The sequence below is a fragment of the Haloferax sp. Atlit-4N genome (assembly GCF_003383025.1).
Classification (GTDB): Archaea; Halobacteriota; Halobacteria; order Halobacteriales; family Haloferacaceae; genus Haloferax; species Haloferax gibbonsii.
Window position 1 is genome coordinate 1,569,292 of record NZ_PSYY01000001.1, and the last position, 22,347, is coordinate 1,591,638.

The window sequence follows — 22,347 nt, forward strand, 5'->3', positions numbered from 1 at the left end:
AGAGATGAGAGCGGCGATTGGAATATCACCGTTTTCCCAAATTCAGCCACAATGCTTCCAGAAATATGTCCTTCCTACGTGAATGTCAACATATAACGTCATTATTTTGTGAATGTTCGGAACCGGGTTCCAAGCGGCGTCGGAGTCCGCACGGAAGCCAACGAAGGGAGGGGAGACCGGCCTCAGAAGTCGGGCAGGTCGTCGGGCGCTTCGTACTCGGACTCCCAGTCGATGTAGTCGTCTTTGAGCACGTCGCACACGTCCTGTCCGAGTTCGGTGAGGCCGGCGTTGATAGACGACACCTCGCCCCACGAGGTCAGTTCGGGGTGGAGTTCGCGCTCCTTCCAGTCCTCGGGGATGCCCGGCGCGTGGTAGCCGACGCGGTCGGCGAAGTCGTCCCAGAAGAAGTCGAAGTGGGAGAGGAGGTCGAGGTCGAGGACGATTTCCCACTGCGCCTCGGTGACGGGCGTCTCCGCGGCCCACGCCTCGAAGGCGTCGGCCCACGCGCCGGCTTCGAGGAAGTCCTCCAACTCGGCGCGCTTGAAGTCGGCGTCGGCCGCCACCTGCGCGTCGTCGTACTGGTTCGGGTCGACGGTCGGGAGCGACGGCGGGTCCGGAACGGGAACGTCGAGCATGGTCGCCAGTCGGTCGCCGTCCGGGAAAAGGGTTCGGCGCTGACGCCAGTTTCCTCAGTTCTCCATGCGCTCGATGACGGATTCGAGCTGTTCGGCGCGGGCGGCGACCGCCTCGGCGCGGAGTTCCGCTTCCTCGTCGGTCTCGCAGACGAGTCGGGGGACCGGCGTCGGCTTCCCGTCGTCGTCGAGCGCGACGAACGTCAGGAACGACGTGGTCGTCTTGCGGAGTTCGTCGGTCTTCGGGTTCTCGGCGTGCACGTCGACTTTCACGTCCACGCTGGTTCGGCCGACGTTGAACACGTACGCCTCCATCACGGCGACTTCGCCGAGGTCGATGGGGCTGATGAAGTCGACGTGGTCCATCGACGCGGTGACGCACTGGCGGTTCGAAAAGCGCATCGCCGCGATGGCCCCGCAGATGTCCATCCAGTGGAGGACCGCCCCACCGAGGGCTCGCCCGAGGTTGTTGGTGTCGTTCGGCAGGAGGAGTTCGGTCATCTCGGTGCGCGACTCGTCGAGCGTCGCGGTGGATTCGCTCATGCGAGCAGGGTCGCGCCGAGGGGGCTTGAAATCGTGGGGCGCGGCGGCGACGGCCCCGGTTCACTCCTCGAAGTCGGCGTCGAACGCCTCGGGCGACTGCCCGGCGGCGTCGAGCACCTCGTCGGAGATGAGAATCGGACAGTCCACGCGGATGGCGAGGGCGATGGCGTCGCTCGGGCGGGCGTCGAAGACGAACGTCCGCGCCTCGCCGTCGTGGTACCGCTCGGCGTCGACCTTGGCGAGGAACGTGCCGTTCGAGAGGTCGTCGATGCGGATGCTGTCGATGGCCCCGCCGAACTCGGTCACCATCTCGACCAGGAGGTCGTGGGTCAGCGGGCGCTCGAACTGCTCGCCGGAGAGCCCGAGCTGGATGGCCTGAGCCTGGTCCGACGTGATGACGATGGGCAGGAACTCGTCGCGCGCTTCGAGGACCACCGCCGGCACGTTCGAGCCGTCTTCGCCGACGCCGACCCCGATACCGCGGACCACGGCACGGTGTTTCATGCTATGCTGTAGTTGGCCGGAGTACGAATAGTTACCCCAGAACGAGTCGCCGACCCGGTCGCCGTCGCTCCCCGTGAGCGCTCAGCGTCGGGCGAACTGAACGGCCGCGATGACGAGCAGGATGGCGAGGCCGCCGGCGAAGAAGGCGAGCCCCGGCGGGATTCCCTGCGCCGCCGCGGGCGCGGCCTCCGCGGCCATCGTCGAGACCGTCCCGGCGTCGGCGGACTCCGCGGCACCGCCGGCACCGCCGAGAACGCCGAGGCCCCGCGACGCGACCCACTGGACGAACGCCGAGAGCAGGCCCAAGACGGCGACGCCGCCGAGCAGGCTCGTCAGCATGGACGCCAGCCCCGTCCGCGTCTCCTCGCCGGCGGCGACGACGACCAGCGGCCTGTCGGCGGGCGCGTACACCTTCATCTCGCGGCCCTTCTCGGAGTAGACGGTGTCGACCACCTCGACGAGGCCCGCGTCGTCGAGCTTTCGGAGGTGGTACTGGACGTTCTGAAGCGACGTGTCGACGCGTTCCGCGAGGTCCGCGGCGTTCGTCGGCTTGTCGTGGAGCGCGGCGAGCACGCGGCGGGCCGTCTCCGACGAGAGCGCCGAGAGGAGGTCCGACGCCTCGTCGTCGTCGAGTCCGATGACCCGCGGGGAGGATTCGTCCGCGGCGGAGGTGTCGGGAGTGGAGGGCAACAAACCGGCCATGGGGGTGAGTACTCCGCCGGAGGATACAAACCTGTTGTCCGTCGCCCGCGGAACTGTCGGCGCTCAGACGCCCTCGCCGACCACGACGACGCGCAGGTCGTTGACGTTCGTCCCCGTCGCGCCGGACTCGACGAGCGCGCCGGCCTCCCGAAGCACCGGGAGCGCGTCGTTTCTCGCCAGCGCGTCGTGGGCGTCCCCGGCGTCGACGGTCGACGAGTCCACGACCGCGCCCGCGACCTCCGTCCCGCCGTCTTTCCCGTCGCTGTCGATGCTGGCGAGGACGGTCTCCTCGGGGAGTTCGGCGGCGGCCGCGAGGCAGAATTCGAGGTTCGGCCCGCCGTCGCCGTCCCCGCGGACCGTCACGGTACACTCGCCGCCCGAGAGGACCACGGCGGGCGCGGAAATCGGGTTCCCGGTCGCGAGCGACTCCTCCGCGACGGCGACGTGGGTCTTCGCGGCCTCGCGCGCCTCGCCGCGCACGCGAGAGGAGAGGACGAGCGGGTCGTAACCGCGGTCCGCAGCCACCTCGCGGGCGGCGTCGAGCGCGGTGAACGTGTCCGCGAGAACGTGGTTCGTCACCCGGCCGAACACCGAGTCGCCGGGTTTCGGCGTCTCCGGGATGTCGCCGGCGGAGCCGCGGGCGAGGCGCGTGCGGACCGATTTCGGCACGTCGAGGTCGAAGCGGTCCAGCACGTCGAGGGCGTCGTCGTAGGTCGTCTCGTCGGGCGCGGTCGGGCCGGAGGCGATGACGCCGAGGTCGTTTCCGACCACGTCCGAGAGGACGAGGCCGACGACCGTCGCGGGGGCGGCGAGCCGTGCGAGGCCGCCGCCTTTCAGCGTCGAAACGTGCTTTCTAACCGCGTTGAGGTCGTGAATCTCCGCGCCGCTTTCGAGCAGCCTGTCGGTCGTCTCCTGCAACTCGGCGAGCGAGATGCCCTCGGCGGGTGACGGGAGAACCGCGCTCGCACCGCCCGTGATGGCGGCGAGGACGAGCGTGCGGTCGTCGAGGTCGGAGATGAGGTCAACGAGCCGCCGGGTGCTCTCGACGCCGCGCGCGGAGGGGACCGGGTGGTCGCCGGGGAGTCGCTCGATGCGCCCGTCGGGGCTCGGCGTCGGGTCGGGCGTCACGACGACACCATCGTCGATGCGGTCGCCGAGGACGGCTTCGAGGGCGTCGGCGACGCCGTCGCCGGCTTTGCCCCCGCCGACGACGAGGATGCGGTCGTAGGCGGTCAGGTCGTAGGTCTCGTCCGCGACGGTCAGGGTGTCGCCGTCGAGCGACACCGACTCGCGGACGACGCGGTCGGGGAGGACGGCCTCGACGCCGGCCTGCAGGCAGTCGATGGCCGTCTCGTGGGCGGGCGTCGGGGTGTGCGCGTCGAAATCCTGCATAGTTCGTGGGAGATGCCGACACGGATAAAAACCGTGGGGCGGTAAACCCGGCGATGAACGATTCGTCGCCCGGCGAGGGTCACGTCCGCGTCGTCGGCACGGCCCACGTCTCGGCCGACAGCGTCAGAGAGGTCGAAGAGACCGTCAGGGAAGAGCGTCCCGACGTCGTCGCGGTCGAACTCGACGAGGGTCGCTACCGGCAGATGAAGGGCGGAACGCCCGACGACATCGAAGCGCGCGACCTGCTTCGCGGCAACACCGTCTTCCAGTTTATCGCCTACTGGATGCTCTCGTACGTCCAGTCGCGGATGGGAGACAAGTTCGACGTAAAGCCCGGCGCGGACATGCTCGCGGCGGTCGAGACCGCCGAAGACGAGGGCCTCGACGTGGCGCTCGTCGACCGCGACATCCAAGTCACCATCCAGCGCTTCTGGCGGCGGATGGGCACGCTCGAAAAGGTGCGCATGGCCGGTGACCTCCTGTTCGGCGTCGCCGACGCCCGCGGGGTCGGCGCGGTGTTGGGCATCGCCGTCGGCGTCTTCCTCGGGCCGCTCGTCGGCCTGTTCGGGGGCGCGGTCGGCGTCACCGACCTCCTGTTGACGCGCACCGCGACCGCCGCGGTCCTCGGGGCCGCGTCCGCGTACCTGCTCTACACCGCCGCCTCGTTCTCCCTCGACGGCGACGACGCGGTTCTCGCGGGGCTCGGCGGCGGCGCGGCAATCGGTATCGTCGCCGGCTTCGGCCTCGGACTCGGCACCGGCCTCGTCTCCGGAATCCTCGGGAGCCTCGGCACCGCCATCGTCGGGAGCCTCGTCATCGGCGTCCTCGCGGGCGTCGTCGTGGGCGTCACCGCCGGCGCGGTCCTGAACGCCTTCGGCCTGTTCGTGCCCGCCGAGGGCGACGCCGACTACGAGGAGTTCGACATGGCCGAACTGACCGACGGCGACGTGGTCTCGGCGATGATGGAGGAGTTCCGTCGGTTCAGCCCCGGCGGCGCGGAGGCGCTCATCGACGAGCGCGACGCCTACATCGCCCACCAACTCGTCGCGCTCCGGCAGTCCGGTCGGCACGTCGTCGCCATCGTCGGCGCGGGCCACCGCGAGGGCATCGAGAACTACCTCGCACACCCCGAGACGCTCCCGCCGATGGAGTCGCTCGTCGGCGTCGCGGAGAAAGACGGCTTCCCGTGGGGGAAACTGCTCGGCTTCGGCGTCACCGCCGTGTTCATCGCCTTCTTCGTCCTCCTGGCGATGGCCGGCGTCGGCAACGAGCGGCTCTTGACCATCTTCGGCGCGTGGTTCCTCATCAACGGCGTGTTCGCCGCCGCGCTCGCCAAGGTCGCCGGTGCGCGGTGGACCTCCGCCCTCGTCGGCGGCCTCGTCGCGTGGATGACCTCCATCAACCCGCTTCTCGCGCCCGGCTGGTTCACCGGCTACGTCGAACTCCGACACACGCCGGTCAACGTCGGCGACATCGGCAAACTGAACGAACTGCTCTCCGACGAGGAGACGCCCATCGTCGAACTCGTCGGCCAGATGTTCGACGTGCCGCTGTTCAAGCTCATCATGGTCGTCGCCATGACGAACATCGGGAGCATCATCGCGAGCTTCCTCTTCGTCACCTACGTCATCCCCGTCATCGCCTCCGACCTCGGCGGCGTCGCGGGCGTGGCGAACCTGATGTTCGAGGGCGCGCGTAACAGCGCCGACCTCATCTGGAGGTCCCTGACGTGAACGTCTCCTTTTCCTCGCGCGAACTCCGCGACCTGCTCGTCGCGTGGGTCGCACTCGGCCTCGCCTTCGCCATCTTCTTCGCCGGCGGCGGCAACCGAACCATCCAACTGCTGACGAGCGGGTCGTTCGGCCTCGCGCTCGTCGTGAGCCTGCTGACGGCCGGCGTGGGCTTCCTCCTCCACGAGGTCGCACACAAGGTCGTCGCCGTCAGGTTCAATCAGGTCGCCGAGTTCCGCGCCGACTACGGCATGCTCGCAGTCGCCATCATGAGCGCGCTCGTCGGGTTCATCTTCGCCGCGCCCGGAGCGGTCTACCACCGCGGCGTGCTCACCGAGCGCGAACACGGCCTCATCGCCCTCGCGGGCCCGGTGACGAACCTGCTGCTCCTCGTCGCCTTCGCGCCGGTGCTCGTCGTCGGCGTCCTCGTCGGCTCCGACGTGGTCCAACTCGTCGGCTCTCGCGGGCTCATCATCAACGCCTTCCTCGCGGCGTTCAACATGCTTCCCTTCGGGTCGCTCGACGGCAAGACGGTCAAGGCGTGGAGCACACCGGCATTCGCCGGCGTGCTCGTCCTGTCGGTTCTCCTCACGGTCGGTCTGTTCCTGTTCGTCGGGTTCTGACCCACTGACGGGGATTCGGGGCGGTTCCGAGATTCGGCACGGCTCCGAAATTCGGTTGCTGGTCCATCCGGCTTCGACTTCTCCGCCACGTCCCCGAAGCGACAACCGATAGCTGCGGCCTCACGCGGCGGCGGCCCCGGTTCACCGAAGCGGCGAAAGCGGGAGACCGGAAGGAACTGCCGAGGCGTACGGGTTCAACGGATGAAACAGACGAGGGGGAACGACCCGGCGGGGGACGGGGTCTGCGGGAACGAACGGAGAGAAGAGGGGACCGCGCGAGTGCGACGGGAACAGGTCGGGCCGTCGAGGTTGGAGTTGGAGTTGGAGTCGGCGTCGGAGTCAGGTTGGGCTGGGTTGGGTTGGGCCAGTGTCAGGTGGGCTGGTTTGCGGGCGGTTCGCGGTCGGGCAGGGGGTGCTGACGCGCGCCGTGGGGAGGGGAAAGCGTCGGCGGGGAACCGAGACGAATCCGGGTTGGTCGTACGCGTCGGGGTCGCGGTTACTGCTGGCCGTGGTCGCGCCCGAGAACGAGCGCGACGGCGTGGACGGCGATGAGCCCGGCGAAGAGGGGGAGTTCGCCGGCTGAGAGACCGCCGCTGAGGACGGGCAGGTACGCGAGGGGCAGCGCGACTGCCGACCAGAACGCGACGGTCTCGAGGGGGGCGTACGCGAGGCGGCCGATGGTCGATGCGAAGTCGAGCGCGATCGAGTCGGTCGTGGAGGGGATTCCGGACATCGTCACTCCTGCATACGACGGGGACCATCATATAAGGGGTCGAGCGTTACCGTGAATTCGCTTCTTTTTCGACTGTTCAGACCCGGCTTAGGGCGAACATTCTTCTTTCGTAACGTTTTATGAAGGCACTAGAAGCGCCGAGAAATTTTATACTGTCCTCTGGTGCTTTTTCGCAAATATTGCAAAAGTTATAGATTATTCAACACAATCGGCTCGGAGAGCCGTCGATTAGGAGGGTCGTAGCGGGGTCGTCAGAGCGTGCGCGCGACCGGCAGGATGTGAACAACCGGAGGAGCGACCCCCGGTACGACCGACGACCGACCGGCGGCGAACGCTCACTTATGCGAGAACGTGTATGATTCGTACCCTGTGATTTTATATTTCGGCCTATCTCGTACACGAACATGACGAACGACGACTCCGAAGGGATGACCTACGCCGACGCGGGCGTCGACATCGAGGCGAGCGAGGCCGCGACCGCCGCGCTCGTCGCGCAGGTCGGCGGCGGGTCGGGCGACTACGCCGGCCTGCTCGACATCGGCGACCGCTACCTCGGGCTCGCCACCGACGGCGTCGGCACCAAACTGCTCGTCGCCGAGGCGCTCGGCGACTACTCGACGGTCGGCATCGACTGCATCGCCATGAACGCCAACGACCTCGTCGCGGCCGGCGTCCGGCCCGTCGCGTTCGTGGACTACCTCGCGGTCGACGCGCCCGACGAGACGTTCGCCGAGCAGGTCGGACAGGGCCTCGCCGCGGGTGCCGAGGAGGCGGACATCGAACTCGTCGGCGGCGAGACGGCGGTCATGCCCGAGGTCATCAACGGTCTCGACCTCGCGGGCACCTGCGCCGGACTGGCGAAGAAGGACGCTATCTTCCCCGGGGAGGCCGAGGAGGGCGACGCGCTCGTCGGCTTCCCGTCGTCGGGTATCCACTCGAACGGACTCACGCTCGCCCGCAAGGCCGCCACGGCCGACGGCGACTACGACGACGCGTGGGACGGCGACGACTACGACACCGTCGGCGAGGCGCTCCTCGAACCGACGCGGCTCTACACCTACCTGCTGGACGACCTGCGCGCCGCCGAGACCAACGCCGCGGCCCACGTCACCGGCGGCGGCTGGACCAACCTCGAACGCATGGGCGAGTTCCGCTACGTCGTCGACGACGCCTTCGACCCCCAGCCGGTGTTCGAGTTCGTCCAGGAGCGCGGCGGCGTCTCCGACGAGGAGATGCACACGACGTTCAACATGGGCACCGGCTTCGTCGCGGCCGTCCCCGAGGCGAACGCCGAGGCGCTGGTCGAGGCGACCGACGGCCGCGTCATCGGCCGCGTCGAAGCGGGCGACGGCGTCTCGATTCGCGGCCTCGACCTCTGAGCGCGGATAGCTTGCCAAATCGAACTGTTCGATTAGAAGCACTATTTTATCGATGTTCGCCATAGTGGAGGTGTGACTTCACCGCCACCGACACCGAACGGCCTCCCGCTCGTGGGCCACACCGTCGGCTTCGCGGCCGACCCGTTCGGCTTCGTCGCCGACCTCCTCGCGGACCACGGCGTCGAGGACGCGGTCGGACTCGACGTGGTCGGTATGGGCGACCTGTACGTCCTCGCCCACCCCGACCACTTCGAGCGGGCGTTCGTGACCGACCGCGATACCATCGTCAAGGGCGGCGAGTTCGAGGCCGCCTTCGGCGACGCCGTCATCGCCGCCGAGGGGGACGAGTGGCGGCGACAGCGCGACGAGCTAGAGCCGTTCTTCCGCTGGGAGCGGGTCGACGAGTACGCGTCCGTGATGCGCCGGCAGGTCGAGCGCCGCCTGTGGACGTGGCCCGACTCGGGGACGCTGTCGCTCGAAGCCGAGATGAAGTCCGTCACACTGGACATCATCTTCGCCACCATCCTCGGGCGGGAACTCGACCTCGACGGCGACCGCCGAGTTCGCTCGGCCGCCGACGGCCTCAACGGCCGCTTCGCGCCCGCCTCGTGGGTGTTGCCGTCGTGGGTCCCGACGCCGAGCAGGTGTCGGTTCGACCGGGCCGACCGAGTCCTCCGCGAGGAGGTCAGAACGCTGGTCGAGACCGCCGACGAGGAGAGCCTGACGCGCCGACTCGCCGACGCGCTCGGGACCGACGCCGACTACCCGGCGACCGTCGAGTCGCTGGAGAACCAGCTCGTGGGCCTGATTTTCGCCGGCCACGAGACGACGGCGCTCGCGCTCACCTACGCGCTGTACCTGCTCGCGACGCACCCCGATGTCCGCGAGCGCGCCGCCGACGAGGTCGACCGCGTCGTCGGCGACGGCCCCGTGACCGCCGAGGCGACCGGGGAACTCCCGGTGCTCGAACGCGTCATCAAGGAGACGCTCAGGCTCTACCCGCCGGTTCACACGCTCCCGCGGGAGACGGCGAAGCCGTTTCCGACCGGCGACCGGGCCGTTCCGGCGGGCGCGGACATCCACCTCTCTGTCATCCGCATCCACCGCGACGACCGGTGGTACGACGACCCGCTCGCGTTCCGACCCGAGCGCTGGGACGGAGAGACCGACCGCCCCGCCTACGCCTACCTCCCCTTCGGGGCCGGGCCGCGGAGCTGTCTCGGGCGGGCGTTCGCGCTCACGGAGGCGAAAATCGTGCTCGCGACCGTCCTCCGCGACTTCGACCTCGGCTGGGGCGGCGACGGAGAGTTAGAAATCACGCCCGAGATGACGACCCAACCGAAGGGCGAAACGCCGCTCGTCGTCCGTCGGCGCTGAGTCTGTCCCGTGGGAGTGCCGGTGTTTCGCAGTTTCGCAGTTTCGGACGGCGGACCGCCTCCGGCGTCTCGCCGGTCGCCGGACTCGACCTCAGATGTGGGCCGCGATGTCGGCCTCGGTGATGATGCCGACCGTCTCGCCGCCCTCGACGACGATGATAGCCGAGTTGTGGTCGAGGTAGACGCCGATTTCGTCCAGCGTCGTCTCGGGTTCGACGGTCGTGACGCCCTCGGACATGACCTCGTTGACCGGGCGGTCGGTCACGTCGTCCTCCTGGACGTGGCGGATGTCGGCGTTCGAGATGATGCCGAGCGGGCGGCCGTTCTCGATGACTGGCAGTTGGGAGAACCCGGCGTCGAGCATGATATCGCGCGCCTCGCGGACTGAGTTGTCGGGAGCGACGCTCCGGACGGTCGTGTTCATGATGTCCTCCGCGCGCACGATGCGACCCTCGGCCTCGTCCAGCGCCTCGACGATGCGCCGGAGCGTCGAGAGGCGCGGGTCGACGTCGCCGCCTTCGATGCGGGCGATGAGCGGCTGGGAGACCCCGGCCATGTCGGCGAGTTTGCTCTGCGTCAACTCCAGGGAGTTCCGCCGTTCCCTGAGGTCCTGCGGCGTGGGGAGTTCCATGCCGGAGTGATAACCCGTAGTTATGAAAAAGTGTTCCGGTCGCTCATCGGGGCAGGGGTTCGCAGGCGCCGCGAAAATCGCTCGCTCGTGTCGGGCGGTCGCCCCAAGTACACCGGTCGGTGCGGTTTGGCACGACCCGACGCGGCCGGGCGCGACGGCGCGGGGTTACTGGTCTTCGTCGGAGTCGAACTCGCGGATGTCGATGACGTCGAGGGGGACGTCGCGGAGCGCGCCGCCGACCTCGCTTTTGGCGATGCGGGAGGCGTGCTTCTCGCCGTCCGCGTTGAAAATCTTGATTTCGAGGAGCAGGCCGACGAGGGCGGTGTTGGCCGCGATGAACGCGGAGTCGAACGGTTCGCCACAGGCGGGACAGGGCGTCGCGCCGACTTCGACCTCGACGTACTCCTTGTCCTTCTGGTTGAGTCGCTTGCCGGCCTCGCTGACCGCGACGCCGATGGCGTCGTCGATGTCTTCTACGTCCCGGACCAACCAGGCCGCCTCCATCGCGACGAGATAGTTGCTCATACACACGTTACGCGCCGGTGGGGTTTCGTGTCTTGTGGTTCGAGCGCCGGGGCGCGTGGGATTCACACACCCGGGCCGCGAACCGACCGCGACGCGTCCGGATCCACGACACTCCCGTCCACCGACCGGAGCGCGCACGACCCGCGCATGCCACGGGGATTATCGCTATAACTTATGGAAAAGCGCTCCGCGGGTCACGCGCGTCTCACGCCGAATAGTCGGTCTAGTTGGTGTAGAGACAAGTGTACTTTAATCGATAGACAGCGTCGGGGTATCACGCGGCCGGCTGAGAGAAGATTTATATACCGACACCTCCCGAGCCTCGACTGAGGACACGGTGATGATACCCCGCCTAACGAAGTACGTCCTGTTCGCCGCCTACCAGCTATCGGTCGCGATGGGCATCGCGCTGCTCCCCGTCGCGCTCGCCGCTCGCCGGATGGGTGTGACCCTCCCGATTCGCCGGCTCGTGGAAACGACCGGAACCGCCTACGAACGCGCCGCGGCTCGCTAAGCCGACTCGCGCGCCCTCCCTCCTCCCGACGGTACTTCCCGCGAGCGACCGCACCGCGCGGCCGCCGCCGACGCGCGTCTGACGCTTTGGCACCGGCAACGGCGAGGTGAAGGGTTGCATTTATCAGCGCCGAAGTGCAATCGCTGACAATGCGTACCCCGACTCACGACGAGTTCTCCGGCCGTCTCGACTCGCTGAACGGCGACCGCTCGAACGTGTTCGGTCCCGAGCTCGGCGAGTTCCCACACGCCGAGCGTCGCGCCGACTCGCTCGGAGACAAGGAGACGAAGACCGGAACGACTACCGTCGGTATCAAGACCGAAGACGGCGTCGTCCTCGCGACCGACATGCGCGCGAGCATGGGCTACATGGTCTCCTCGAAGGACGTCCAGAAGGTCGAAGAGATTCACCCGACGGGCGCGCTGACCATCGCCGGCTCCGTCTCGGCCGCCCAGTCGCTCATCAGCTCCCTCCGCGCGGAGGTCCGCCTCTACGAGGCCCGCCGCGGCGAGGACATGAGCATGCAGGCGCTGTCGACGCTCGTCGGCAACTTCCTCCGCTCGGGCGGGTTCTACGTCGTCCAGCCCATCCTCGGCGGCGTCGACGAGACCGGCCCCCACATCTACAGCATCGACCCCGCCGGCTCCATCCTCGAAGAGGAGTACACCGTCACCGGCTCCGGCAGCCAGTACGCCCTCGGTGTGCTCGAACAGGAGTTCGAAGACGGCCTCAGCATCGACGAGGCGAAGCAGGTCGCCACGAAGGCCATCCGCTCGGCGGTCGAGCGCGACCTCGCCTCGGGTAACGGCATCAACATCGCCGTCGTCACCGAGGACGGCGTCGACATCCAGCGCCACCAGAACTTCGAAGGCCTCGAATAAGTCGCCCGCAGTCGGCGGTTTCTCTTCGTTTTAACGAGTCGCGACCGGCTGGACTGGTCGGACTCCCGCGACCGAACCCCCGCGGAGAATCCGCTCACTCGTCGCCCGGAAGCGGCCGCAGGAGCCCGTACCACGCCCGGTAGCCGAGCACGCCGAGAACGCGCCCGAGTCCGAGGCTGTACCGGAACGACTCGGTTCGGGGGAGCAGTCGGCGCTCGACCGCGATACCGAGGAAGCTGACGACCAGCGCGCGACGTCGGCGTGTGCGAACCTTCCAGCTATCGCGGTCGTACGCCCACACCTGCCCGGCTCCCCACACCCCGCCGACGGCGAGTCCGCCCGGCGAGAGCGGCGTCGGCTCGTACGACTCGTCGTCGCTGGAGCGGAGCAGACGGCGCATCGACACCATCCAGAGCGCGGTGAGAAGCGCGAGACCGAATTCGGCGACGGCTTTCGTCCGGCGGGAGACCATACGCGGCGTTCGAGCGGCGCGATAATAGTTATTTCTCCGACAAAAGTGCGTGAAGCCGAGACCGCCCCGCCGTCGTCGAGGCGCGCGGAGCCGAGTGCGCCCGCCGGCTCAGAACCAGTCGGCGAACGCGCCTTCGAGCAGCGAGTCGGACTGGCGCTCGACGTACTCGCGTTGCATCTCGCGGAGCGCCGTCTCGAAGTCGTCGGCGTCGTCGAGGGCGTCGCGGACGCGAGCGCGCTTCCAGTCGGCCGGCGTGACGCCCGTCTCGACGCGCTTGCGAAGGGGTTCGAGGTAGTAGTTGGCCTCCTCCTCGGAACAGCCCGCGAGCCGAAGCCCGTCGCGGGCGTGGACGAGCAGGTCCTCGTAGAGGTCCGCGCCGGTCACGTCGTCGCCGTCGACGTCTATCCAGCGCAGGTCGCCGTGGGGGCCCTCGCGCATCGCGGTGTAGAAGTTCTCCTCCGCGGTCTCCCAGTCGAGGTCGATGACGGGGTGGTCCAGTCGGGGGAGTCGCTCCATGAGTCCCGCGAAGGCGGCCTGGAACGCCACGGAGTCGCGGACGGTTGGCTGGCCCGCGATGGGGCGGAACTCGATGCGTGCGTTGGCCGACGAGCGGGACGCGCCGTCGAACACCGGACGGACCCACCGCCAGTAGGTGCCGTGTTTACGGCGGAGCGTGGCGAAGTCGTCGTCGAAGCGGTCGCCGCGTTCGACCGACATGGGAACCATCGTGGAGTCCTCGACGACGCGGTCGACGGCGTCTTCGACGGTGTCGAGGTCGCCGGGGAAGGCGACCTTCTCGTGGTCGCCGGAGTTGAGCACCGACTCGAACACCGCGATGCGGTTTTCGTCCCAGCCGTCGGCGAGAATCTCGTCGGCCGTCACGCCCTCGTCGTAGAGGTCGGCGGGGAAAAACGGCGAGTTGACGCCGAGCGCGAGAAGCGGCCCGGCGACCCGCAGCGCGTAGTTGAAGTGGTACGGCAGGTCGGCCGCGTGCGGGACCTGATAGTGCGGCTGGATAGACGTGATGAGCGCCTCGGGCATCACGGTGTCCGCTTCGAGCGAGACGTGCGGCGCGTCGAGCGTGAACGACTCCGGGGCGGTCGGCCCGTTGGCCATCGCGTGGTACCGCACGGAGTTGCTCATGTTCGTCGCGAGGCGGACGCCACCGTCGGTGACGGAGTCTGTCAGGTACTCGCGGGCGCTCTCGCCGGCTGGCGGGATGCTCCACATCCCGTCGGAGACGAGGCGCATCCCCTCGGCGGCGGCGCAGTCGAGCGCGGCGTCGAGTCGGGCGCGGACCTCGGACTCCTGCGCGCGGAGCCCGTGGGGGTTCAGCGGCTGGGGGCTCGTGGTCATCTCGGCGTTGTGGAGCCCGAGTTCCTTCTCGAAGCCCATGAGCCCGAGCAGCCGGCGCGGGACCCGCATGAGCGCGTGCACGTCGTCTTCGCTCGCGGACCAGCGACCGTCGGAGACGGCGTAGAACTCGTACTCCAAGCCGACGATGGACTGGTGGTTGTCGAAGGTCCCCTCGCGCAGTTCGCGCTTGAGTACCTCGGCGTCGGCTTTCGCTTGCGCTTCGAACTCGGCCGCGTCGACCGCGAGCACGTCTTCGACGCGCTCTGCGAGGTCGTCGCTCATACCCGGCGTTCCGGCGTCGAACGCCTTCAACTTCCCGGCACCGCGGTCGTTCGGCAGCGAATCACATCCCCGACGACTGTCGAGACGCTTTTGCCCCGCGCGGCGATACCCACGGACGATGCAGTTCGCCGAGTTCGCCGCCCGCGCCGCCGAGATAGAAGCCGAGCCAGCGGACCTCGCGGTCGTCTCGCTCCTCTCCGACCTCTTTTCGGACGCCGGCGACGACCTCCCGACGGTCGCCCGGTTCGTCCAAGGCCGCGTCTTCCCGGCGTGGGACTCGACCACGCTCGACATCGGCCCGCGGCTCTGCCACGAGGCCATCGCCCGCGCCGCCGGCCCGAACGTCTCGGCCGACGACGTGGAAGACCGCCTCGCCGACCGCGGCGAAATCGGCGCGGTCGCCGCGAGCTACGACTTCGGCGGCCAGCGCGGCCTCGCCGCCTTCGGCTCGGGTGGTCAAGACGGCCTAACCGTCGCCGAAGTCGATTCAGAACTCCGGGCGCTCGCGGCCGCTTCCGGCTCGGGGAGCGAAGAAACGAAGCTCAAGACGCTCTACGGCCTGTTCAATCGGACCGACCCCGACGAGGCGCGCATCCTCGCACGGCTCGTCCTCTCCGAGATGCGCATCGGCGTCGGCGAAGGGGCCGTCCGCGACGCCGTCGCGGAGGCGTTCTTGGTCGACCCCGCGGACGCCGCCGCCATCCGCGACGACGACGCCGACGCGGAGACCGAAGCCGCCGCCCGCGACCGCCGGAACGAGGCCGTCGCCGCCGTCGCCCGCGCCCTACAGGTGTCGAACGACTACGGCATGGTCGCCGAACTCGCCCGCGACGAGGGCGAAGCCGGCCTCGACGGGGTCCGCCTCGAAGTCGGCCGCCCCGTACAGGCGATGCTGGCGCAGGCCGGCACCGCCGCCGACGCGCTCGACGAGTGGGACGCCGCCGCGGTCGAGACCAAGTTCGACGGCGCGCGCGTGCAGGTCCACCGCGACGCCGACGGCGAGGTCTCGCTGTTCTCGCGCAACATGGAGGACGTGACCGGCGCGCTCCCCGAGGTGGTCGAGTTCGTCGCGGACGCGGTCGACGAGTCGGTCATCCTCGACGGCGAGGTCGTGGCGATGGACGACGACGGCGAGCCCCTCCCGTTTCAGGAGATTCTCCGGCGCTTCCGCCGCAAGCACGACGTGGGCCGGATGCGCGAGGAGGTCCGGGTCGAACTCCGGGCGTTCGACTGCCTGCACGCCGGCGGCGACGACCTCCTGACCGACCCGCTGTCCGACCGGCACGACCGACTGGCCGCGGTCCTCGGCGACGACTCGGCGGCCGTCTCCGACCTCCTCCTGACCGACGACGCCGACGAAATCGCCGCCTACGAGGCCGACGCCCTCGACGCCGGCCACGAGGGAATCATGCTGAAGAACCCCGACGCGCCCTACTCGCCGGGCGACCGCGGGAAGAACTGGCTGAAACGCAAGCCCGACGTGGAGACGCTGGACCTCGTCGTCACCGGCGCGGAGTGGGGCGAGGGCCGCCGCGCGGAGTTCCTCGGGACGTTCCTGCTTTCGGCCCGCGTCGAAGCCGAGTCCGGCGACGACGCCTTCGAGACCATCGGCAAGGTCGCCACGGGCATCACGGACGAGGAGTTAGTCGAGTTGACCGACCTCCTCGAACCCGAAATCGAACGGGAGTCCGGCAAGGAAGTCGACATCCGCCCCTCGGTCGTCTTCGAGGTCGGCTACGAGGAGATTCAGGCGTCGCCGACGTACTCCTCGGGCTACGCGCTCCGGTTCCCGCGGTTCGTCACCGTCCGCGAGGACAAGACCGCCGAGACGGCCGACTCGCTGGAGCGCGTCGAGCGACTGGCCGACTCGCAGTGACCGGCGCTCGCCGCGGGTCGCCCAAAGAGATATAGTATCTGTGTGCCGACAGCTTCGGACGGTGGTCCTCCATGAATCTTGACGCCCTCTGGAAGCCGGTCGTCCTCTACACCGGCCTCCTCGGTCTGCTCACGGTCGGCGCGGTGTATCTCGCGACGCACTCGGGATTGTACATACTCGGGTTGACGGGAGCCGGCGTACTCCTCGTCGTACTCGGCGGCGGGGCCGTGGGACAGATGGGCCCAAGTAACGTCGAACACGCGGGCGAGAAGGGCGGGACGAACAGAGTCGTCTCGAACGCGGGGCTGTGGTCGCCCGTGGAGACGGACACCTCGCTCCGCCTCACCCTCCTGTTCTACGGGGCCGGGTTGTTCCTGTGGAGCCTCGTCGTGTTCGGCGTCCTGCGCGACACGCTCGTCTGAGTCGGGGGTCGCGCACCCGCCGCCCGACACTCGTCTCCGTCCGCATCGACCGCCTCGCCCCGAGAGCCGCGCTTTTTACCCCTCGGTTCGAGGTGTCGCGTATGACCATCAAACACGACGGCCTCGACGTGTCGTGGCTCGGCTACGCGACCGTCAGAATCGAGTCGCCCGACGGCTTCGTCGTCTACTTCGACCCCGGCCGCTACGGCGTCCTCGACGACTACTACGCCCGCGACGGCGACCTGATTTTGGTCACGCACAACCACCACTACGACTCCGACGCCATCGAGCAGGTCGCCGACGCCGACGCGACGGTCGTCGCCTTCGAGGGGGTCGACGCCGCGACCATCGACCGCGACGTGGTGCCGGTCGAGGAACTCCCCTACGAGACGGTCCGCGTCGGCGAGGAGGACCACCTCACCGTCGGCGAAGTCGACGTGTGGTCGCTCCCGGCGTTCAACGACCCCGACGGGCCGCATCTCCGCGACGGCGATATCGTCCACCCGCAGGGCTTCGGCTGCGGCTACCACATCTCGATCGCCGACCGGACCGTCTTCTGGCCCGGCGACTCCGACGTGCTCGAAGGCCACAAACACCTCGAGGTCTCGCTGTTTCTCGCCAACATCGGCGGTTCGGTCGTGATGGACCGCCACGAGGCCGCCGACCTCGCGGAGACGCTCGACCCCGACCTCGTGCTCCCGATTCACTACAACACGATTCCGCTTCTCGAAACCGACCCGGACGCCTTCGTCGTCGACGTGGCGAACCGCGGCATCCCGGTCGTCCTCGACGACCCCGACCAAGTCTGAGACGGCGAGGCGGACAGACGGACAGACGGACAGACGGACAGAACGATTTTGCCGCGCCGGGCCGTCCGTTCGCGTATGGACCTCGACTACGGCATGCTCGGCGGCCGGCGGCCCTACTACCGCTTCGGCGACGCCGACGCCGACCCGCTCGTGGTGCTTCCCGGCCTCTCGGACGCCTTCCAGCGCACCGACCCGAACCGCGCGACCGCGGCGGCGCTCGCCGGCCTGTTCCGCGAGTTCGACGACCGCGACGTGTGGGTGGTCGGCCGACCGCGACACCTCCCGGTCGGGTCGACCACGCGCGACATCGCCGCGGGCTACGCCGGCGTCATCGACGAACAGGACCTCTGGCCGGCCGACGTTATCGGCGTCTCGATGGGCGGCCTCGCCGCCCAGTATCTCGCCGCCGACTACGGCGACTACGTGGACTCGCTGGCCGTCGTCTCCGCCGGGACCCGACTCGGCGGCCACGGCGAGAACGTCGTGACGCGCTGGCGCTCGTTGGCGGGCAAGGGACGGTGGGCCGAGGTCGCCGCCGACGCGGAGCGAGAGGCGGCGACGGGCCTCGAAGCGACCGTCGCCCCGCCGCTCATCGAGGCGGCCGGCCGAGTCGTCGACTTTCGGCCCGCCGTTCCCGCCGACGCCGTCGTCTCCTGTACGGCCTGTCTCGAACACGACTCCCGGGAGATACTCGCCGACATCGACGCGCCGACGCTCGTCGCCGCCGGGAAGGCCGACCGACTCTTTCCCGAACCGCGGATTCGAGAACTCAAAGACGGCGTCGCGGACGCGACGCTCGCGCTGTTCTCCGGAGCGGGTCACAACCTCGCGACCGGCGAGCCGCGAACGCTGAACGGCGTCGTCAGGCGCTACTTCGACGGGTTCCGCGGCGACGGGCTCTATCCGTGAGTTCGCACCGGGAGGGGTAACACCCCGAAACCACTCGCGGCACCAGACTCATACGCCGGGCGGCCGTCGAACCGCCATGCGCGACGCCCTCCGGTCGAGCCCGCTTTTCAGCGGCCGCCGACTCCTCGTCTGTTTCGTCGTCACGCTCGTCGTCGTGACGACCGACGCGCTGTTCTTCCACGTCCAAGCAGTCCGAACCGCCGCCGAGTTCGCGACCGAAGTAACGATTCACACCCTCGGCTTCTACGGCGGCTACACTATCGTGGCGCTGTTCAATCGGTCCGGGACCTAGAAAAGCGGCGACCGGGGTGCCCGAGTTAGATGACGCCCATCTCGTCGAGCCGCGTCGGCAGGTACTCGTCGGTCACGAAGTCGAGACCGCGGGAGGCGAGCGCCTGCTGTTCGGCCTTCTTGCCGATGTCGAGCTGCAGTTCTATCTGTTCGGTCCAGTAGTCGCTCATGAACCGCGGGTCCTCCAGTTCGGACTGGAGCGCGTTGATGTCGGAGTCCGCGAGCGGGTCGGTCGGGAGGTCGTAGTCCACGATGTCCTGCGGCTGGATGCCGACGAACCTGGCTTCCGGCGTCGCGAGGTGTTCCGAGAGGTGCGCGGACTTGATGGAGCCGTAAGCGACGGAGCCGAAGATGCGGTAGGACCACGGGTCGCCGTCGGTGAAGACCACGACCGGCAGGTCGAGTTCGTTGTGCAGGCGCTTCGTGATGCGCCGGGTCGCCCGCGCGGGCTGGCCCTTCAGGTGGACGATGAGCACGTTGTACTCGTCGTCGAAGCCGTTTTCGACGAGGCGGTCGCGCATCCCACCGGTCTCCACGCAGAGGACGAAGTCGATGTCGTGGTCGAGGAACTCGATGGTGTCGGGGTTGTTCGGAATCTGGTAGCCGCCCTCGCCCACGTCGAGTTGGCAGTGGATGTCGCGCTCGCCGCGGCGGGTCTGCTCGCGGAGTTCGAGCGGGCCCATGAGGGTCGCCCCCGACTCCTCGGGCCGCATGTGGAAGTCCTCGCGGGTGACCTCGGAGACGATTTCGAGGTCCTCGATGAGCTGGTTCGACTCGTCCTGGTCGGAGAAGTGCGCCTCTTCGGCGTCCCACGACTCGGAGATGTAGTACAGCTCACGCAGGGTGGACGAGCGGTCCTCCTCTAACTGCCGCGCGAGGAACTCGATGGTGTAGGCGGCCTTCAGGAGCTTTCGCGCCCCCCGGACGCTGTTCGCAGAGCGCGTCGAGGTCCGGTCGCCGTACACCCAGACGTTCGAGTTCTCGTCGTACTCGATGTTGCTTTTCGTCCGCGTCGGGAGCGTCATGTGCGGAATCTCCCCCGCGTCGAACTGGTCGTAGAACTCCGCCGCGAGGTCGATGAGACGCTCGCGGGCGCGTTCCTCGGATGTGTTCGGTTCTGGAGCCATTATACGTTCACCGTGAGTTTCTCCGTCTCGACGCCGTCGACGTTGATGTCGAACGACGCGTCCTGTGCGACCGAGTACGTGAGCGTCGCCGTCTCACCGGACGACACCTCGGGGTTCCACTTGACGAACCACTCCCCGTCGAGGTCGACGACCGTCGCCTCGCCGTCGAGGCCGGCCGGCTCCGCCGAGACGATGTCCGTGATGTCCGGCGACTCGTTCGTGTTGGAGTAGTTCTTCACCGTGAGCGTCACCTCGCCGTCTTCGACGGCCCGCTCGACGGTCAGGTTGTTCATGATGCGGCCGAGCGCGCCGTCGATGTTGGGCTCGGGTCGCCCGGTGACCTCCGAGAGCTTCGTCGCCATCTGCGGGAGGATGCGGCCGAGCACGTCCTGTTTCTTGCGGCGCTTCTGGAGCGACCGCCGCTTCGAGAGGTAGGACTTGAGTTCGCGGGCCGCCTCGCGGATGGCGAGTTCGACCTCGTCTTGAATCGCCGGCACGTCCGCGAGCGCGTCCTTCGACTCGCTCGTAAAGGGGACGTTCGTGGAGGCGACGTGGACCATGAGGACGGCGGGACCGTTCGGCATGCCGCTGCCGCCCGGTTGGTCGAGGCCGTAGTTCCGCCAGCCGATGTCCTTGACGACGTGGGTGATGGTACACGCGCCCTGCTGGTAGACGAGCGGGACGCGGTTGGCGAAGCGGAGCAGGTCGATTTTCCCCTCGGACCGCAGTTCGCCGCCGTAGGCGATGCCGGCCTCGACGATGAACGGGTCGCCGCCGTGGACCTCGGCGTCGCGGGTCGCCGCGGCGTAGAAGTCGGCGTCGAACTCCTTTTTCAGGCCGGCTTCCACGAGGTCCGCGGAGATGGGAGAGAGACAGTCGGTCGGCGGCGCGAGGATGTCCGTCTGGCGCATCGCGTCGAGCAGGTCGCGGGCCACGTCGCGGTCGTCGGCGATCTCGCGGACCTTCGGCACCTCGTCGGAAACGGTGCGCATCCGCGACCAGATGGCGTCGGCGACGTTCTCCTGTGCCGTCTCGCCGTAGGTCTCGTCTTCGCGTTCTTTGGTTCGCTCGGCGGCCCACGCGACGAACTCGGCCACGTCGTCGCGGGTGGCGCGGTCGGCCGGGCCGGTCGTCTCGGCGAACTGCGTGGCGATGGAGCGCGCCATCGACACCTTGCCGGCGTCGTCTTTCTGCGTGGTCGTCACGTCGTCGACGATGGCGTACACGTCGCCCTCGCGATCGTCGGTGAGGACGGGCCACAGCGCCTCGACGACGTTCTCCCGAACCGTCTCGCCGAACGAGGTGTCGGTCTCCTCGCCGACCGTCTCGGCGACGTTTTCGACGATGGTGACGAGTTCGCCGTGGGCGATGCGGTCCTTGCCGACGACGACATCGACCAGTTCGTCCGCGAACGCCGCGGTCGCCTCCTTGCCCTTGTTGGCGACGGCGTCCTCGACGACGGCGACGAGTTCGTCCGCCTCGGTCGCGTCGGGCGTCCGCCACGTCATCTCGCGGCCGAAGTGCCGGTCGCGGAAGGCGTCGTGAATCTTGTCGGATGTCTTCGCGCCCACGCGGGTGAACTCCTCTTGGAGGAAGCCGGAGACGGAGTACGACTCGGTCGCCGCGAGCATCTTCAGGAGCGTCCCGAGTTCGACGCCGTGGGGATGGGGACGAATCTCCTTCGTCTGTTTCGGAAGCTGGTCGGTCGCCCGCTCGAACTTCATCGGCTCGTCGAGGCCGGGTTCCCGGAGTTCGATGCGGGCGTGGGGGTTGACGACCGCCGTGTGGAGGATGTAGTCGTGGAGCTGCTGGCGGGCGCGCATGTTGGCTTCCATCTCCAACTCGATGCGCGTGCCGTGGGGGCGGTCCCACGAGGTCGTCTTCTCGGTGCGAATCTCGGGTTCGTTCTGGTCCGTGTTGATGACGAGTTCGAAGTACTCGGCGTCCTCCGAGCCCTGCGTCCGACTCGTCACCTTGGCGGGCTTCCCGCTCGTCAGCTGCGAGTAGAGGACCGCCGCGGAGATACCGATACCCTGCTGGCCGCGGGACTGTTCGCGCGCGTGGAAGCGAGAGCCGTAGAGGAGCTTCCCGAACACTTTGGGCACCTGCTCTTTCGTGATGCCCGGCCCGTTGTCCTCGATGACGAGGCGGTAGTAGTCGCCCGCCTCGGCGATTTCCACGTAGATGTCGGGCTGGATGCCCGCCTCCTCCGTGGCGTCGAGCGCGTTGTCCACCGCCTCCTTGACGGCGGTGACCAACCCGCGGGCTCCGCTGTCGAAGCCCAACATGTGCTTGTTCTTCTCGAAGAACTCGGCGATGGAGATCTCCCGCTGGCCCTTCGCCAGCTCCTCTGCGATCCCCGGCTCGTCACCGAGTGTCGACTGGAACGAGGTCATTTCCTGATGCGCATCTACCCAGTCCCGCGTTAAGTACTCACCGGCAACGGAGTGAAAGTGAAATTCCGACGTTGACGCGCTTCGAGGCCCGCTCGCGACGAAGACCCGAATCGTGTTATACAGAGTCACCCACGACGTTCGCGCCGGCCAGTCGAACTCGGCGAGCGCGGAAACCGCTACGCGGGACTCCAGTAAGTAGTACGCGCCCGCGCGTGCGAGCCTTTAAGGGACGGGCTATCCTA

The 22,347-nt window shown here is 68.3% G+C and carries 23 protein-coding genes; 11 read left to right on the forward strand and 12 right to left on the reverse strand.

What is annotated here, in order from left to right:
* Positions 1 to 182: 182 nt before the first annotated feature.
* The 5 genes from C5C07_RS08170 to C5C07_RS08190 form a co-directional block, all read right to left on the reverse strand.
* On the reverse strand, positions 183 to 635 hold the full coding sequence (locus C5C07_RS08170) for a hypothetical protein (protein ID WP_004976910.1): 453 nt from the start codon (positions 633 to 635) through the stop codon (positions 183 to 185).
* Between the two features lie 54 nt (positions 636 to 689).
* Positions 690 to 1,175, reverse strand: coding sequence for an acyl-CoA thioesterase (locus C5C07_RS08175; RefSeq protein ID WP_004976908.1), 486 nt, complete (start codon positions 1,173 to 1,175; stop codon positions 690 to 692).
* A 60-nt stretch (positions 1,176 to 1,235) separates the two neighbouring features.
* Positions 1,236 to 1,679 carry a bifunctional nuclease family protein gene (locus tag C5C07_RS08180; protein ID WP_004976905.1) on the reverse strand — a complete coding sequence of 148 codons (444 nt, stop codon included), beginning with the start codon at positions 1,677 to 1,679 and terminating at the stop codon, positions 1,236 to 1,238.
* Between the two features lie 81 nt (positions 1,680 to 1,760).
* Positions 1,761 to 2,381 carry a winged helix-turn-helix domain-containing protein gene (locus C5C07_RS08185; protein ID WP_004976902.1) on the reverse strand — a complete coding sequence of 207 codons (621 nt, stop codon included), beginning with the start codon at positions 2,379 to 2,381 and terminating at the stop codon, positions 1,761 to 1,763.
* Positions 2,382 to 2,444: 63 nt separating this feature from the next.
* Complete coding sequence (locus tag C5C07_RS08190) at positions 2,445 to 3,773, reverse strand: glycerate kinase (protein ID WP_115804859.1); 1,329 nt, start codon at positions 3,771 to 3,773, stop codon at positions 2,445 to 2,447.
* Positions 3,774 to 3,826: 53 nt separating this feature from the next.
* Here C5C07_RS08190 and C5C07_RS08195 point away from each other — a divergent pair, with 53 nt between their 5' ends.
* Entirely contained in the window at positions 3,827 to 5,506 is a 1,680-nt protein-coding gene (locus C5C07_RS08195) for a TraB/GumN family protein (RefSeq protein ID WP_004976898.1), read from the forward strand.
* Complete coding sequence (locus tag C5C07_RS08200; protein ID WP_004976894.1) at positions 5,503 to 6,126, forward strand: hypothetical protein; 624 nt, start codon at positions 5,503 to 5,505, stop codon at positions 6,124 to 6,126. Before C5C07_RS08195 ends, C5C07_RS08200 begins: the two co-directional genes overlap by 4 nt.
* 496 nt (positions 6,127 to 6,622) lie before the next feature.
* Here C5C07_RS08200 and C5C07_RS08205 read toward each other — a convergent pair whose 3' ends face one another.
* A complete protein-coding gene (locus C5C07_RS08205; protein ID WP_004976891.1) occupies positions 6,623 to 6,859 on the reverse strand; it encodes a hypothetical protein in 237 nt (78 codons plus the stop codon).
* A gap of 404 nt (positions 6,860 to 7,263) precedes the next feature.
* Here C5C07_RS08205 and purM point away from each other — a divergent pair, with 404 nt between their 5' ends.
* On the forward strand, positions 7,264 to 8,238 hold the full coding sequence (gene purM / locus C5C07_RS08210) for a phosphoribosylformylglycinamidine cyclo-ligase (RefSeq protein ID WP_004976889.1): 975 nt from the start codon (positions 7,264 to 7,266) through the stop codon (positions 8,236 to 8,238).
* A gap of 72 nt (positions 8,239 to 8,310) precedes the next feature.
* Positions 8,311 to 9,615, forward strand: coding sequence for a cytochrome P450 (locus tag C5C07_RS08215; protein WP_081605238.1), 1,305 nt, complete (start codon positions 8,311 to 8,313; stop codon positions 9,613 to 9,615).
* Between the two features lie 90 nt (positions 9,616 to 9,705).
* Here the strand turns inward: C5C07_RS08215 and C5C07_RS08220 are convergent, their stop codons facing one another.
* Both C5C07_RS08220 and C5C07_RS08225 read right to left on the reverse strand, forming a co-directional pair.
* On the reverse strand, positions 9,706 to 10,245 hold the full coding sequence (locus tag C5C07_RS08220) for a CBS domain-containing protein (protein WP_004976886.1): 540 nt from the start codon (positions 10,243 to 10,245) through the stop codon (positions 9,706 to 9,708).
* A gap of 165 nt (positions 10,246 to 10,410) precedes the next feature.
* On the reverse strand, positions 10,411 to 10,770 hold the full coding sequence (locus tag C5C07_RS08225; RefSeq protein ID WP_004970698.1) for a DUF555 domain-containing protein: 360 nt from the start codon (positions 10,768 to 10,770) through the stop codon (positions 10,411 to 10,413).
* A 340-nt stretch (positions 10,771 to 11,110) separates the two neighbouring features.
* Between C5C07_RS08225 and C5C07_RS21660 the strand changes: the two genes are divergently transcribed.
* Together C5C07_RS21660 and psmB are read left to right on the forward strand one after the other, a co-directional pair.
* Positions 11,111 to 11,284: a hypothetical protein gene (locus C5C07_RS21660; protein WP_004063248.1), complete on the forward strand. Its 174-nt coding sequence runs from the start codon at positions 11,111 to 11,113 to the stop codon at positions 11,282 to 11,284.
* A 149-nt stretch (positions 11,285 to 11,433) separates the two neighbouring features.
* Entirely contained in the window at positions 11,434 to 12,165 is a 732-nt protein-coding gene (psmB, locus tag C5C07_RS08230; RefSeq protein WP_004976882.1) for a proteasome endopeptidase complex subunit beta, read from the forward strand.
* A 94-nt stretch (positions 12,166 to 12,259) separates the two neighbouring features.
* Here the strand turns inward: psmB and C5C07_RS08235 are convergent, their stop codons facing one another.
* Together C5C07_RS08235 and C5C07_RS08240 are read right to left on the reverse strand one after the other, a co-directional pair.
* Positions 12,260 to 12,637, reverse strand: coding sequence for a hypothetical protein (locus tag C5C07_RS08235; RefSeq protein WP_115804860.1), 378 nt, complete (start codon positions 12,635 to 12,637; stop codon positions 12,260 to 12,262).
* A gap of 108 nt (positions 12,638 to 12,745) precedes the next feature.
* On the reverse strand, positions 12,746 to 14,275 hold the full coding sequence (locus tag C5C07_RS08240; protein WP_115804861.1) for a hypothetical protein: 1,530 nt from the start codon (positions 14,273 to 14,275) through the stop codon (positions 12,746 to 12,748).
* 118 nt (positions 14,276 to 14,393) lie between these two features.
* Between C5C07_RS08240 and ligA the strand changes: the two genes are divergently transcribed.
* From ligA to C5C07_RS08265, 5 genes are all read left to right on the forward strand, one after another.
* Positions 14,394 to 16,151 carry an ATP-dependent DNA ligase LigA gene (ligA, locus tag C5C07_RS08245; RefSeq protein WP_004976876.1) on the forward strand — a complete coding sequence of 586 codons (1,758 nt, stop codon included), beginning with the start codon at positions 14,394 to 14,396 and terminating at the stop codon, positions 16,149 to 16,151.
* 71 nt (positions 16,152 to 16,222) lie between these two features.
* Entirely contained in the window at positions 16,223 to 16,573 is a 351-nt protein-coding gene (locus C5C07_RS08250; RefSeq protein WP_004976874.1) for a hypothetical protein, read from the forward strand.
* Between the two features lie 101 nt (positions 16,574 to 16,674).
* Complete coding sequence (locus tag C5C07_RS08255) at positions 16,675 to 17,382, forward strand: MBL fold metallo-hydrolase (RefSeq protein WP_004976872.1); 708 nt, start codon at positions 16,675 to 16,677, stop codon at positions 17,380 to 17,382.
* Between the two features lie 75 nt (positions 17,383 to 17,457).
* Positions 17,458 to 18,291 carry an alpha/beta fold hydrolase gene (locus C5C07_RS08260; protein WP_004976870.1) on the forward strand — a complete coding sequence of 278 codons (834 nt, stop codon included), beginning with the start codon at positions 17,458 to 17,460 and terminating at the stop codon, positions 18,289 to 18,291.
* 76 nt (positions 18,292 to 18,367) lie between these two features.
* A complete protein-coding gene (locus tag C5C07_RS08265; protein WP_004976868.1) occupies positions 18,368 to 18,583 on the forward strand; it encodes a hypothetical protein in 216 nt (71 codons plus the stop codon).
* 25 nt (positions 18,584 to 18,608) lie between these two features.
* Here the strand turns inward: C5C07_RS08265 and C5C07_RS08270 are convergent, their stop codons facing one another.
* Both C5C07_RS08270 and C5C07_RS08275 read right to left on the reverse strand, forming a co-directional pair.
* Positions 18,609 to 19,709, reverse strand: coding sequence for a DNA topoisomerase IV subunit A (locus tag C5C07_RS08270; RefSeq protein WP_004976866.1), 1,101 nt, complete (start codon positions 19,707 to 19,709; stop codon positions 18,609 to 18,611).
* On the reverse strand, positions 19,709 to 22,105 hold the full coding sequence (locus C5C07_RS08275; protein ID WP_115804862.1) for a DNA topoisomerase VI subunit B: 2,397 nt from the start codon (positions 22,103 to 22,105) through the stop codon (positions 19,709 to 19,711). Before C5C07_RS08275 ends, C5C07_RS08270 begins: the two co-directional genes overlap by 1 nt.
* Between the last annotated feature and the right edge of the window lie 242 nt (positions 22,106 to 22,347).